Origin of the sequence: Rhodococcus sp. IEGM 1307, from assembly GCF_030056915.1 — a bacterium.
GTDB classification, from domain to species: Bacteria; Actinomycetota; Actinomycetes; order Mycobacteriales; family Mycobacteriaceae; genus Rhodococcus_F; species Rhodococcus_F opacus_D.
Map to the genome: position 1 here is coordinate 322117 of NZ_JASHKW010000009.1, position 12994 is coordinate 335110.

At 67.9% G+C, this 12994-nt stretch carries 13 protein-coding genes; 5 read left to right on the top strand and 8 right to left on the bottom strand.

Annotated elements, in window-relative coordinates:
* Positions 1 to 26: 26 nt before the first annotated feature.
* The 6 genes from QM841_RS20200 to QM841_RS20225 all read right to left on the bottom strand — a co-directional run bounded on the left by QM841_RS20200 (position 27) and on the right by QM841_RS20225 (position 5979).
* Positions 27 to 218 (bottom strand): hypothetical protein, encoded by a 192-nt coding sequence (locus tag QM841_RS20200; protein WP_280779346.1) that lies wholly within the window; start codon positions 216 to 218, stop codon positions 27 to 29.
* Between the two features lie 33 nt (positions 219 to 251).
* Positions 252 to 1145 carry a carbohydrate ABC transporter permease gene (locus tag QM841_RS20205; protein WP_005249640.1) on the bottom strand — a complete coding sequence of 298 codons (894 nt, stop codon included), beginning with the start codon at positions 1143 to 1145 and terminating at the stop codon, positions 252 to 254.
* Positions 1142 to 2191 carry a carbohydrate ABC transporter permease gene (locus tag QM841_RS20210; RefSeq protein WP_283333294.1) on the bottom strand — a complete coding sequence of 350 codons (1050 nt, stop codon included), beginning with the start codon at positions 2189 to 2191 and terminating at the stop codon, positions 1142 to 1144. The genes QM841_RS20205 and QM841_RS20210 overlap by 4 nt, the downstream gene beginning before the upstream one ends.
* 15 nt (positions 2192 to 2206) lie before the next feature.
* A complete protein-coding gene (locus QM841_RS20215) occupies positions 2207 to 3481 on the bottom strand; it encodes an ABC transporter substrate-binding protein (protein WP_280779345.1) in 1275 nt (424 codons plus the stop codon).
* A gap of 159 nt (positions 3482 to 3640) precedes the next feature.
* Positions 3641 to 4714: an ABC transporter ATP-binding protein gene (locus QM841_RS20220; RefSeq protein ID WP_283333295.1), complete on the bottom strand. Its 1074-nt coding sequence runs from the start codon at positions 4712 to 4714 to the stop codon at positions 3641 to 3643.
* Positions 4715 to 5049: 335 nt separating this feature from the next.
* On the bottom strand, positions 5050 to 5979 hold the full coding sequence (locus tag QM841_RS20225) for a ferredoxin family protein (RefSeq protein ID WP_283333296.1): 930 nt from the start codon (positions 5977 to 5979) through the stop codon (positions 5050 to 5052).
* Between the two features lie 62 nt (positions 5980 to 6041).
* Between QM841_RS20225 and QM841_RS20230 the strand changes: the two genes are divergently transcribed.
* From QM841_RS20230 to QM841_RS20240, 3 genes are all read left to right on the top strand, one after another.
* A complete protein-coding gene (locus QM841_RS20230) occupies positions 6042 to 7010 on the top strand; it encodes an ABC transporter substrate-binding protein (protein ID WP_283333297.1) in 969 nt (322 codons plus the stop codon).
* 73 nt (positions 7011 to 7083) lie between these two features.
* Positions 7084 to 7902: a DUF2786 domain-containing protein gene (locus QM841_RS20235; protein WP_280779340.1), complete on the top strand. Its 819-nt coding sequence runs from the start codon at positions 7084 to 7086 to the stop codon at positions 7900 to 7902.
* Positions 7899 to 8423 (top strand): TIGR04338 family metallohydrolase, encoded by a 525-nt coding sequence (locus QM841_RS20240; protein WP_283333298.1) that lies wholly within the window; start codon positions 7899 to 7901, stop codon positions 8421 to 8423. The genes QM841_RS20235 and QM841_RS20240 overlap by 4 nt, the downstream gene beginning before the upstream one ends.
* Positions 8424 to 8429: 6 nt before the next feature.
* Here the strand turns inward: QM841_RS20240 and QM841_RS20245 are convergent, their stop codons facing one another.
* A complete protein-coding gene (locus tag QM841_RS20245; RefSeq protein ID WP_283333299.1) occupies positions 8430 to 8909 on the bottom strand; it encodes a nitroreductase family deazaflavin-dependent oxidoreductase in 480 nt (159 codons plus the stop codon).
* Positions 8910 to 9146: 237 nt separating this feature from the next.
* Here QM841_RS20245 and QM841_RS20250 point away from each other — a divergent pair, with 237 nt between their 5' ends.
* Positions 9147 to 9941, top strand: a complete 795-nt coding sequence (locus tag QM841_RS20250) for an LLM class F420-dependent oxidoreductase (RefSeq protein ID WP_283333300.1) — start codon at positions 9147 to 9149, stop codon at positions 9939 to 9941.
* Positions 9942 to 10009: 68 nt separating this feature from the next.
* Here QM841_RS20250 and QM841_RS20255 read toward each other — a convergent pair whose 3' ends face one another.
* Positions 10010 to 11224 (bottom strand): acetyl-CoA C-acetyltransferase, encoded by a 1215-nt coding sequence (locus QM841_RS20255; protein WP_283333301.1) that lies wholly within the window; start codon positions 11222 to 11224, stop codon positions 10010 to 10012.
* A gap of 255 nt (positions 11225 to 11479) precedes the next feature.
* On the opposite strand from QM841_RS20255, the gene QM841_RS20260 reads away from it, so the two are divergent.
* The gene (locus tag QM841_RS20260) at positions 11480 to 12946 is read left to right on the top strand and encodes a class I adenylate-forming enzyme family protein (protein ID WP_283333302.1); all 1467 of its coding nucleotides are present in this window, start codon (positions 11480 to 11482) and stop codon (positions 12944 to 12946) included.
* Positions 12947 to 12994 lie beyond the last annotated feature (48 nt).

A 12994-nucleotide genomic window follows, 5' to 3' on the forward strand; every position in this document is an offset into this window, starting at 1 on the left:
CAAATGTCCATACCGACCGTACTGTTTCAGCGCATCCGATTCCGGGCGACGACCGCCAGCCCCGACAGCACCAGGCATCCGAGCAACACCAGCGCGGGGGTGACGCCGGGGTCGCCGCGGACGACCTCGACGACCGCGGCGATGAACGCCATCACCGTGAAGAACCCGAGGACGCCGATCAGAACCTCGAGCCGCTGCCGCTTCGCCACCGGATGCACGGCCGACGCCTTTCCCCTCGCTCCGCTCGACCGTTAACTCTTCACGCCGCCGGCCGTCAAACCCGACACGATGCGACGCTGGAACAGCAGCACCATGATCACCAGCGGAATGGTGACGATCGTGCCCGCCGCCATGATCGCCGCGTACGGCACGACGTGCGGGTCGTTGCCGGAGAACCGGGCGATCGCGACCGTGACCGGTTCGGTGGCATCGCTGGAGAGCTGGCTGGCGAGCAGGTATTCGTTGACGGTCGCGATGAACGCGAGGATGGCGGTGGTGAACAGGGCGGGCGCGGCGAGCGGCAACATCACCAGACGGAACGCCTGACCGCGGCTGGCGCCGTCGATCCGGGCCGCCTCCTCGAGCTCCCAGGGGAGTTCCTTGAAGAACGACGTCAGCGTGTAGATGGTGAGCGGCAGGACGAACGAGATGTTCGGGATGATCATCGCCTGGTAAGTGCCGATCCAGCCGATGTTCGTGAACAGCTGGAACAGCGGAGTGACGAGGGCGACGACGGGGAACATCGACGCGCCGAGCACGATCCCGACCACCACGTACTTGAACCGGAACTCGATGCGGGCCAGCGCGTAGGCGGTGAAGATGCCGACGGCGAGGGCGACGACGGTGGTGATACCGCCGATGATCATGCTGTTGACGACGGCCCGGGTGAAGTTGTTGCCGCTGCTCGTCGACAGCGCGTTCTGGAAGTTCTCGAGCGTGACGTGCGTGGGCCAGGGTGTGGTGTCGAACGTGTAGTCGGGGTCGCGGAACGCCGTCACCATCATCCAGTAGAACGGTGCGAGCCCCCAGACGAGGATGATCGCGACACCGATGTAGATGCGGGAGTTCTTGAAAGCGAACCGCTTCGGACGGTTGCGGCGGACGGGCCTGCTCGGGAGTTCGAGCTCCGGGGCGCGATGGGTCACGACTTCGGCCCCTTTCGCTGGGCTTCCTGAGTCTCGACGGCGTTGGCACCGAGGAATTTCACGAGGACGAACGCCACCGCGAAGATCAGGAGGAACGTGATGGTGGAGAGTGCGGACGCGCTGTTGAACCCTTGCCGCACCTGGTCGACCACGAGGATCGACACCGTCGTGGTGGCGGGGTTGCCGCCGGTCAGGATGGCGGGGAGATCGTACATGCGCAGGGCGTCCATCGTGCGGAAGAGGATCGCGACCATCAGCGCCGGCTTCACCAGCGGGAGCGTGATCTGCCGGAACCGCTGCCACGCGGAGGCGCCGTCGACCCGCGCCGCCTCGTACACGTCCTGCGGGATCATCTGCAGGCCGGCGAGGATCAGCAGGGCCATGAAGGGGGTGGTCTTCCAGACGTCCGAGATGATCACCGCGAACCGGGCGGGCCACGCGTCCGACGTCCACAGAATTTCGGTGCCGAGGAGGCGGTTGGCGATGCCGTCGTAGGCGAAGATGAAGTACCAGAGCTTGGCGGTGACCGCGGTCGGGATGGCCCACGGGATCAGGACCGCCGCACGCAGCAGGGCGCGGCCCTTGAACGTCTTGCCCATGATGATCGCCATCCACAGGCCGATCGCGACCTCGAGGCCCACCGTGACGACCGTGAAGAACGCGGTGTTCCCGACGGCCGACCAGAACTGCGAGCCGAGCGTGCCGGGCGGGCACGCCACGGCCACGCCGCTCGGGGAAGTGCACTGCTGCAGAATCCAGTGCGTGTAGTTGGTGAATCCGGCCCAGCCGCCCTCGACGAACATGCCGGTCGTCGGATCGAGTCCCGCGTCCTTCTGGAACGACATCACCACTGCCCGGATCACCGGGTAGCCGATGACGACGGCCAGCACGGCCAGCGTCGGCACGACGAACAGCCACGCGCGGCGACTGCTCAGCCCAAAGCGTCGCCTGTTCTCGCTCACCTCACGCGAACCGCGGCCGGGGTCGTTATCCCCGGCCGCGGGACGGGCCGGCGCTCCACTGGTGGTCCCAGTCGGAACGGCCATGTTCACTCCTGTGCTCTACGAGCCTGCGGACTGGATGCCGGACTGCATGTCCGTGATCGCCTGATCCACCGACTTCTCACCCTTGATGGCAGCGTAGGCGTTGTCCTGCACGGCCTTCGACACGGCGGGGTAGAACGGCGTGACCGGACGGGGGACGGCGTTCTCGATCGACACCTTCAGCGTCGGCATGAACGGGTAGGCCGCGATGATCTCCGGGTCGTCGTACAGCGCAGCGCGGACCGGCGGCAGCGAGCCCAGCGCGATGATCCGCTGCGCCTGCTCACCCTGCAGGAAGGTCAGGAAGTCGCGGGCCGTGGCCTTGTTCTCGGAGTACGCGCTGATGGCCGCGTTGTAGCCACCGAGAGTCGAGGCGCCGATGCCGTCCTTGCCGGGCAGCGGGGCGACCGCGAACTTGCCCTTGACCGCGGACGAATCCTTGTCGGCGGTGCCGTACACGTACGGCCAGTTGCGCAGGAACAACGCCTTGCCGTCCTCGAACGCCTTCTGGCTCTCGGGCTCCTTGAACGTGGTGTCCTGGGCCGGGATGTCACCGTTCTTGAAGTTGTCGACCAGAACCTGCAGGCCGGCGCGGGCCTCGGGGCTGTCGACGGTCGGCGTCTTGCCGTCCTCGCCGACGAACGAGCCGCCGTACGCGTTGATGACCTCGGCGGTGTTCACCGTCAGGCCCTCGTACGGTGCGAACTGACCGGCGTAGCAGTCGATGTTGTTGGTCTTCGCGACCTCACACGCGGCGGCCAGCTCGGCCCACGTCTTCGGTGCGGCGGGCAGCAGGTCGCTGCGGTAGTACAGCAGGCCGCCGTTGGTGTTCTTCGGAGCCGCGTACTGGGTGCCGTTGTAGGTGGCGCTGTCGACCGTGGCGGGGAGGATTCCGGTGTTGTCCACCGCGAACTCGCCGGTCAGCGGCTGCAGCCAGCCCTTGGCCGCGAACTCCGCGGTCCAGGGGACGTCGAGCGCGACGACGTCGTAGTCGGACTGCTTGGCCTGCAGGTGCTGGACCAGGTCGTCGTGCGCCTGATCGGCGTCGTTCGACTGCTCCTTGAACGTCACCTGCTCGTCCGGGTGCTCGGCGTTCCACGCGTCGATGATCTGGCGGACGACACCGGTCTCGGTGGTGTCCTTGCCCTCGACGTACGTGATGGGTCCGCGACCGTCGAGGTTCTCCGACGTGGAGTCGCTGCCGCTGTCGCTCGAGCAAGCGGTGAGCGTGACCAGCGAGGCAGCGGTGGCAAACACCGCGGCGCGCCGGACCGCTCTCGAAATCTGAACCATGGAGTCTCCCCGTAGGTAGATGTGGATGAACCCGTTACCGGCACGACAGAACTCGCGGCACCGGCGCGGTGTCGGAACATACTGTGGCATGGAACACCGTCGAAGTGCCGCATTACCCCCGACCTGAATCGGTCACGAGCCGTTCTGTTCACCGCCGGTTCAGCTCAGCCGGTAGCCCTCGGACGCCGAGAACAGATGCACCTGGGACGGGTCGACGTGCAGTTTCACCAGGTCACCCTTGCGGGGCGGGTTCCGCCAGTCGGCGCGGGCCACCAACTGCTGCGTCTCCCCGTTGACGGTGCTGCGGCCGTAGATGTAGGCGTCGGATCCGAGTTCCTCCACCACCGCGACCTCCATCGGGATTCCGGTGGTCGACAGTTCCAGGTGTTCGGGGCGGATCCCGACGACGACCTCACGTTCGTCGGTATCCGCACGCAGCTGCCGGGGCAGCGGAATGGTCGCGTCGCCGAGCACGACCCCGTCGGGGGTGATCGGCAGCGTGAAGAGGTTCATCGACGGCGACCCCATGAAGCCGGCGACGAACACGTTGGCGGGCCGGTTGTAGAGGTCGCGGGGCGACGCGCACTGCTGCAAAACCCCGTCCTTCAGCACCGCCACCCGGTCGCCCATCGTCATGGCCTCGACCTGGTCGTGCGTCACGTACACCATCGTCGTCTCGAGCCGGCGCTGCAGCTGCGCGATCTGGGTGCGCGTCTGCACGCGGAGCTTCGCGTCGAGGTTGGACAGCGGCTCGTCCATCAGGAACACCTGCGGCTGCCGGACGATGGCACGTCCCATCGCGACACGCTGCCGCTGACCGCCGGACAGAGCTTTCGGCTTGCGGTCCAGGTACGGCTCGAGGTCGAGGAGTTTCGCCGTCTCCTCGACGCGCTTGCGGATGTCGTCCTTCGCGGCACCGGCGAGCTTGAGCGCGAAACCCATGTTCTCGGCCACCGACATGTGCGGATACAGCGCATAGTTCTGGAACACCATCGCGATGTCGCGTTCCTTGGGTTCCTGGGTGGTGACGTCGCGGTCACCGATGAGGACCCGTCCGCTGTGGACGTCCTCGAGCCCGGCCAGCATCCGCAGCGACGTCGACTTGCCGCAACCGGACGGGCCGACGAGGACCAGGAACTCACCGTCCTCGATCTTCAGGTCGAGCGTATCGACGGCCGGTTTGTCCGAGCCGGGGAACAGGCAGGTGGCACCGTCATAGGTCACTGTGGCCATGAACGTCGAAGTCCCTTCTACCCGGCGCCGCGCACAGGTGCGTGAGAATGTACCTGTTGACGCACTTTCTCACTCACCTACGGGTCGGTGGATGATCGGCTCGCGCAACCGCCGTCAGGCCTCGTCGCGAAGCCACCGATGACAATTCGGCCGAATTACCCTCGGTCCGAATCATGTTGGTGGCATTCATCTACAGGTTTCTCCACAGCTGGGGATGAATGAGCCGATGAATCGGCGCGGTGAATTCCGCGTGAACACCACGAGTCGCCGGCACAACCGCAACGAGACCTCCTGCCGCAAGGGGCGCTTCGCACCCGTGCGCCTTTTTGGTTGCCCTAGCTACCAGAACGGCGCACGGGTGGCGGAGCCGCCTCGAACCGGTCCGGGCTGTCCACGACACCCGCGCTGCAGGCGGTCAGGCGGGGTTCGGCGCGGGTCGTGCGAACCCGGACCAGGTCGGTGCCGTCCGGATGCCGGACCAGGACGTCGGTGTCGCCGTCCGGGCGTGGGACCGCCGACAGCGGGATCACGTCGTCGAGTCCGAGCAGCGACCGCTCGGCCCGCACGGTGTGCTCGGCGAACTGCATCACCGGGTCGTCGGTGCACCGGCCGCGATAGTGCTCGAGCACCACGCGTCCGCGATCATGTTCGGCGACAATGTGTTCCGCGGACTCCGCGGTGACCCGGCCGTAGTAGATGCCCGACGGCAGGCACACCACGGTCGCGGCGAACCGGTCGCCGCCGACGTGCGTCGACTCCCAGACCCGTCCGTCGCGGTGGCCGAGGCCGGTGACGACGGGGCGTCCGAACGACGCGCAGCAGGCGTCCTTCTTGCCGTGGGTGCAGACGAGGAACAGTGACTCGGTGGGGTCGAGGCGTTCCCCCACTCCGGGTGGCAGGTCGAGATCGAGGTCGAGCAGCTCCCGGTCCTCACGCACCAGCAGACGCTCCGCCCAGCCGTCGGCTCGTCCGGGACGCACGAGGTAGACGTGACGTCCGGCGGCGACGTCGCGGCGCTGCCGGGTGCGGATCAGCACCGGACGCACCCCCGCGTCGGCGCACCGGGCGGCGAGCGCGTCGCCCAGGACCGGGTCGAGGCGGCTCTGCCGGAGCCGGTCGCGGCCCCACGGTCCGGGTTGCTCGATCAGCAGCCAGCCGCGCACCCGGGGCGCGGTGCCGCACAACGGCTCCTGGAGTGACCGGGAGAGCGCCGCGCAGGCCGGTGGCCTCCACCCCTCGGGCGACATCGTCGTCTGCACGCTCACACAGCAGACTGTATAAGGTTAGGTTCGCCTATCTTCTACCCCCTTCGAGATCGAGGTCCAGGATGCGTTCAGCCACGTGCTCTCCGAATGTCACCGACGTCCAATGGCAGGAGATCGTCGACGCCCTGACGCGACGCGAATTCGGGGCCGGGCTGGGAGCAGCCGCACTGGCCGCCCTCACCGCCGCCTGCGCGCGACCCGACTCGGCGACGGGCAGCGACAGCGGCGCCCAGCGCACCGTCACCCACGCCATGGGCACGACGACGGTGAGCAACCGGCCCAGTCGCATCGTCGCCCTCGACAGCCTGCCCATCGACACCGTCGTCACGCTCGGGAAGACACCGGTCGGGGCTGCTCAGGCCGGTTCCGCCGACGCGCTGCCCGCCTACCTGGGCGGCGGACTGGACAGCACCACCGTCGTCGGGTCGATCGCCGAACCGAACCTCGAGGCGATCGCCGCGCTGCAGCCCGACCTCATCCTCAGCAGCAAGCAGCGGCACGGCGACCTGTACGACGCGCTGTCCGCGATCGCGCCCACCGTCTTCTCGGTGTCGCCTGCGGTCGACTGGCAGGGGACTCTCCGGTTGTTCGCCGAGGCCATGGGTGAGACGGAAGCAGCCGAGCAGAAGCTGTCGGCGTTCCACGCCCGCGCCGCCGCGTTGACTGAAACCAACCGGGGACGCACCGCGCACGTCATCCGCGTGATGGACGACGGTCTGCGCCTGCACGGACCCGGCACGTTCTCCGGTTCCGTGCTGACCGCGGCCGGCTACACCATCACCGGGCAGCCGTGGGACGCGAAGAACGACATGTCCGAGATCTCGCTCGAGAACGTCGCCCAGATCGACTCCGACATCGCGTTCGTCGCCAACACGTCCGCACCGGGAGAACTGGGGATCGACCCCGTACTCATCGGGCAGATGGGGCCGTCACGACGCGACGGTGTCCGCCAGACCGACTACCGGGTGTGGATCACCGGCATCGGCCTCACCGGCGCAAACCTGATCCTCGACGACCTCGAGCGGCTGTAGGCGGCTCCGCCGCCCGTGCGCCTTTTTGGTAGCGCCGACGACCAGAAAGGCGCACGGGGGCTAGCCTGCCTGGGTGAGTTCCGACAAGATGCTGACCCGCATCGGTGGGCTCCTCCGGCAGGCGGAATCCACCGACAACCCGCACGAGGGCGAGGCCTTCATGGCCGCCGCCCAGCGGCTCGCCACCGCCTCCTCGATCGACCTCGCGGTGGCGCGCGCACACGCGGCAGGCCGGGAGAAGCGCGCCACTCCCACGCAGCGCCTGATCACCATCGGTGAACCGGGGAAGAAGGGGCTGCGCACGTACGCGCAATTGTTCCTGGTGATCGCCGCCGCCAACGACGTCCAGTGCGACATCGCCCAGACGTCGGCCGTCATCTACGCGTACGGGTTCGCCGGCGACATCGACGTCTGCGAAGCCCTGTACGCGAGCCTGCTGATCCAGATGGTCCGGGCGTCCGACGCCTACATCAAGTCGGGGGAGTACCGCGGCGAGACGACGGTGCGGACGCAGGTCGAGACGCGCGGACGCCGCCGCGTCGCGACACGGGTGCGGCGCCCCGTCGCCGGTGTCACCGCCCGGTTGAACTTCCAGCTCGCCTACGCCGCGCGGATCGGGCAGCGCCTCGCCGACGCCAAGAAGGAGGCCGAGGAGCAGGCGGTGTCCGTGCCGGAGTCGTCGGCGGAGACGGCGCTGGTCCTGCGCGACAAACAGCTCGAGCTGAAGGACTACTACTCGGAGAACTCGCAGGCCCGCGGCACGTGGCGCGGAGGGCGGGCGTCCGCAGGACACTCGTCGAGCGCCCGCCGGGCAGGCGACCGCGCCGCCCGGACCGCCCGCCTGAGCAACTCACCCGAACTGTCGACCGCCCGCAAGCAGATCCCGTCGTGAAGCGACCCCGCGACACTCAGCGGACCGCCGTGTACGACGCGGAAGCCCTCGTGCGCACCATGTTCGACCGCGCCGACGAGCGCGGGCTGCGCGTCGTGGACGTGATGGGGTCGCAGGTGACGCTGCCGGTGGAACGCAAATTTGCGTCGATCGTCTCGGTGCAGGACTACGTCGACCGGGTGCTCGCCCTGAACTGGGTGCGGTCGACGTGGACGCGGGCGGCCACCCCGGTTCACGTCCGCGCGCGGTCGGGCAACAAGGCCGCCCACTACGAAAGCGATTGCGCCACAATCGCGGTCCCCGAGCATCGGAACGGAAATGCCTGGGCGTTCCGCGAACTGGTGGTGCTCCACGAGGTGGCCCATCACCTGGATCCGTCCGACCCCGAGTACCCGACGGTCGCCCCGCACGGACCGGAGTACGTGGACCGCTACCTCACCCTGGTCGGGGAGATCATCGGCCCCGAGGCGGCTTTCGTCCTACGGACCATGCTCCTGGCGGGCGGGGTACGGCTGAACTGAGGTGCCTCAGGCGCGGGGGCGCAGCCGGACGAAACGGATCTCACGGCCGGCCGCCCGGAAGTCGGCCGCGCTGCCGTCGACGTCGAAGCCCATGCCTCGGGCGATCCGCATTCCGAGTTTCGGATGCTCCGACCCGTAGTGCGCCATGAAGTCCGCACCGGTCTCGGGGTCGAGGAATTCGGCTGTGACGGACAGTCGCCGGCGGCCCAGCTGGATCCTCGCGTTCGGCTGCGCCCGCAGGTTCCGGTACCAATCGGATTTGGGACCGAACCCGGCGGCCAGCACGTAGCCGTCGCCGACGGCGTCGTGGTTGACCACCTCGAGCACGACCTGCCGCCGGGCGCCGGTCTTGCGCCCGACGTGTTCGAGGAGCAGGAATCGGCCCCCGAGGAGAAAACCGAGGTGGACGCGGTAGAGGTAGATCGGCGCGCGGAAGAACGCCCGCCGGATGCCGGTGGGCGGGTCAGGCCTCTGCGTGACCTTCACACACCCAGTCTTCCACGTCCGCCGTGCAGTCGGGTGGTGATGCGTCCTCGTCCATTTCGGAGACGATGGGCGGAAGACGCGCCGACAACCGGGTGAATGTACCGCTTGGCGTATCTGGGGCGCCGGACGGTACATTCGCCCGCTCAAATCGCCCGCTCGGCGGGTTCGTTGTGCGCCCGACCGTCGCGCGAGCACTATGGATCGAGAAGGCCCAACGTCTACTCCGAGGAGCCACGAATGACTCGTCCAGTTCGCATCGGTGTCCAACTTCAGCCGCAGCACGCGCCCGACTACGGGCTGATCCGCGACGCGGTACTGCGCGCCGAGGACGCCGGCGTCGACATCGTCTTCAACTGGGATCATTTCTATCCGCTGTACGGCGACCCGGCCGGCGCCCACTTCGAGTGCTGGACGATGCTCGGGGCGTTCGCCGAGCAGACGGAGCGGGTGGAGATCGGCGCACTCGTCACGTGTGCCGGCTACCGGAACCCGGATCTGCTCGCCGACATGGCCCGCACCGTCGACCACATCAGCGGTGGACGGCTGATCCTGGGCATCGGCTCGGGCTGGTTCGAGCGCGACTACGACGAGTACGGCTACGAATTCGGTACCGCGGGATCGCGGCTGAACCTGCTCGCCGAGTACCTTCCGCGGATCACCGCCCGGTTCGGCAAGCTGGAACCCGCACCCACCCGGCACATTCCGATCCTCATCGGCGGTGGCGGCGAGAAGAAGACACTGCCGCTGGTCGGGCAGTTCGGCGACATCTGGCACAGCTTCAGCGACATGGACACGTACAAACGTAAGTCGGGGATCCTCGCCGGGTACGCACGGGATGCCGGACGCAGCCCCGACAGCATCCAGCACTCCACGTCGTGGCCGGGTGTCGACGACGCGGCAGCCCACGTCGACGCCGGCGTCACCCTGTTCACCGTCGGTGTGGGCGGACCCGACTACGACCTCGGCACGCTGAAGGAGGCCATCGCCTGGCGCGACGAGAACACCCCGCCGCCGCTGTCGGGCCTGGCGTAGGCGCTTCGCACCCGTGCGCCTTTGTGGTTGTTCTGGCTACCAAAAAGGCGCACGGGCGGCGGAGCCGCCTACAGCCGCTCGAGGACCATCGCCATGCCCTGTCCGCCTCCGACGCACATGGTTTCGAGGCCGAACTGCTTGTCGTGGGTGGTCAGGTTGTTGAGCAGCGTGGCGGTGATGCGGGCACCGGTCATGCCGAACGGGTGGCCGAGGGCGATCGCGCCACCGGACACGTTCAGCTTGTCCTCGTCGATGTTCAGCTCCCGCGCCGACCCGATCACCTGCACCGCGAACGCCTCGTTGATCTCGACGAGGTCGATGTCGGAGATGCCCAGTCCCGCGATGGCGAGGGCCCGCTTGGACGCCTCGATCGGGCCGAGACCCATGATCTCCGGCGACAAACCGGACACCCCGGTGGACACGATCCGGGCGAGCGGGGTCAGCCCCAGCTCCTTGGCCTTGGTGTCGGACATGATCACCAGGGCGGCGGCGCCGTCGTTGAGCGGGCACGCGTTGCCGGCGGTGACGGTGCCGTCCGGGCGGAACACCGGCTTGAGCTGGCTGACGGCCTCGTACGTGGTGCCGGCACGCGGGCCGTCGTCGGTGGACACGACGGTGCCGTCGGGCAGGGTCACCGGGGTGATCTCGCGGGCGAAGAAGCCCTCGTTGATTGCCGCCTCGGCGCGGTTCTGCGAACGCACCGCCCACCGGTCCTGCTCCTCGCGGGTAATGCCGGTGATCTGCGCGACGTTCTCGGCGGTCTGGCCCATCGCGATGTAGGTGTCGGGGACCAGCCCCTCCTCACGCGGGTCGACCCACTGCTGGCCGCCCTGGGCGAGCTTCTCGGTGCGGGTCTGCGCGTCGGCGTACAGCGGGTTCTGGGTGTCGGGCAGCGAGTCGGAGTTGCCCGCGATGAACCGGGACACGGTCTCGACGCCGGCGGAGATGAAGACGTCGCCCTCACCGGCCTTGATCGCGTGCAGTGCCATGCGGGTGGTCTGCAGCGACGACGAACAGTACCGGGTGATGGTGGTGCCGGGGATGAAGTCGTAGCCGAGCTGAACGGCGACGTTGCGGCCCATGTTGAAACCCTGCTCGCCGCCGGGCAGGCCGCAGCCCAGGATGAGGTCGTTGATGTCGGTGGGGTCGAGCGCGGGCACCTTGTCGAGTGCCGCCTGGACCATCTGCGCGGCGAGGTCGTCGGGGCGCATGCCCTTGAGCGATCCCTTCATGGCGCGACCGATCGGGGAACGGGCGATGGAGACGATGACGGCCTCGGGCATGAGTAACTCCTACCGATTGACGTGGTGGACGGCAGTCGGTGCGGACCTGCAGCCCCTCAGTTCTAAGCATGTGCTTATTTTCTAAGCGTTCGCATATATTGACCACGCCCGCGGCACGGTGTCAACCCCCGGACGGTCGCGATTGTGCTCAACCGACAACGAACCGCCCGAACTCGAGCCCCCGAGGCCGTTTCTTGCACGAAACCCCGTCGATAGTGTTGTGGATCACACCACAACGAAAGGGCGGACGAAATCGTGTCGCACATCGGCTATTTCGCTTGGGACCTCGCCGCGCAGCGCGGAGATGCGCCATGCCTGCGCGACGACCGACTCGCACTGACCTACGCACAGTTCGCGGAGCGGGTCGACGCCTTCGCCGCACAGTTGTCCGAGAACGGTGTCGGCCGCGGCGACGTCGTCGCGATCATGCTGCCGAACCGGGCGGAACTGCTCATCGCCCTGATGGCCTCCTGGCGGATCGGTGCGGCCGCGACCCCGGTCAATCCCACGTTCACCGCCAGCGAGGCGGAGTACCAGATCGACGACGCCACAGCGGTTCTCGTCGTCAACGAGGGACCCGGCGCACCGACCGGTGGCCGTCCCGTGATCGCCGTCGACGACATGGCGACCACCCCCGACCCCGCCTGGACACCCGGCACCACCGCCGACGGAGACGACCTCGCCCTGCTGATCTACACGTCCGGGTCGACCGGACGGCCCAAGGGCGTGATGCTCACCCACGACAACCTGCAGTTCATGAGCTCCTCGATGGTGCAGCATTTCTCGCTGACCGCCGACGACCACTGCCTCCTGATCCTCCCGCTGTTCCACGTCAACGCGATCTGCGTCAGCTTCCTGACCCCGATGCTCGCCGGCGGTCAGCTGAGCGTCACCGGACGCTTCTCACCGGCCCGGTTCTTCGACGACGTCGCCCGCCTGCGGCCGACGTACTTCTCCGCGGTCCCGACCATCTACGCCCTCCTGGTCTCCCAGGACACCGTCGGCGACACCTCCTCGCTGCGCTTCGCGGTCTGCGGGGCCGCACCGATTTCCAAGGAACTCCTCGACCACGCCGAGCAGCGTTTCGGACTCGTCATCGTGGAGGGCTACGGGCTGACGGAGGGCACGTGCGCGTCCGCGTGCAATCCGCCGGAGGGCCTTCGCAAGCCGGGCACCGTCGGCCCCGCACTGCCGGGGCAGACCATCGCGATCGTCGACGAGTCCGGCGCACCGGTGCCGGCGGGGGCGGTCGGTGAGGTGGTGATCCGGGGCGCGAACGTGATGCGCGGCTACCTCGGCCGCCCCGAGGAAACGGAACGCACCGTCGTCGACGGCTGGTTGCACACCGGCGACGTCGGCCGACTCGACGAGGACGGCTACCTCACCCTCGTCGATCGCATCAAGGACATGATCATCCGCGGCGGAGAGAACATCTACCCCAAGGAGATCGAGAACGCTCTCGCCACTCACGACGACGTCCTCGAGGCGGCCGTGATCGGAGCCCCGCACGACGTGTACGGCGAGGTGCCGGTTGCCTACGTGGTGACGTACCCGGAGACCGCCGTCACCCACGACGTCCTGGCGGAGCACCTCAGCAGTCGACTCACGAAAGTCAAACTGCCGGTGGCCATTCACATCGTCGACGCGCTGCCCCGCAACCCCGTCGGCAAGATCGACAAACCGGGACTGCGGAGTCGCCACCGGCCTGCCGCCGTCAGCTGATCCAGTAACACCCTGCACCTCGGGACGCACCCGAGGCGATGCCCCCTA

Coding starts and splice junctions, on each gene's coding strand:
- QM841_RS20210 (WP_283333294.1), bottom strand. CDS start 2,191: ATGGCCGTTCCGACTGGGACCACCAGTGGAGCGCCGGCCCGTCCCGCG.
- QM841_RS20215 (WP_280779345.1), bottom strand. CDS start 3,481: ATGGTTCAGATTTCGAGAGCGGTCCGGCGCGCCGCGGTGTTTGCCACC.
- QM841_RS20220 (WP_283333295.1), bottom strand. CDS start 4,714: ATGGCCACAGTGACCTATGACGGTGCCACCTGCCTGTTCCCCGGCTCG.
- QM841_RS20230 (WP_283333297.1), top strand. CDS start 6,042: ATGCGTTCAGCCACGTGCTCTCCGAATGTCACCGACGTCCAATGGCAG.
- QM841_RS20250 (WP_283333300.1), top strand. CDS start 9,147: ATGACTCGTCCAGTTCGCATCGGTGTCCAACTTCAGCCGCAGCACGCG.
- QM841_RS20255 (WP_283333301.1), bottom strand. CDS start 11,224: ATGCCCGAGGCCGTCATCGTCTCCATCGCCCGTTCCCCGATCGGTCGC.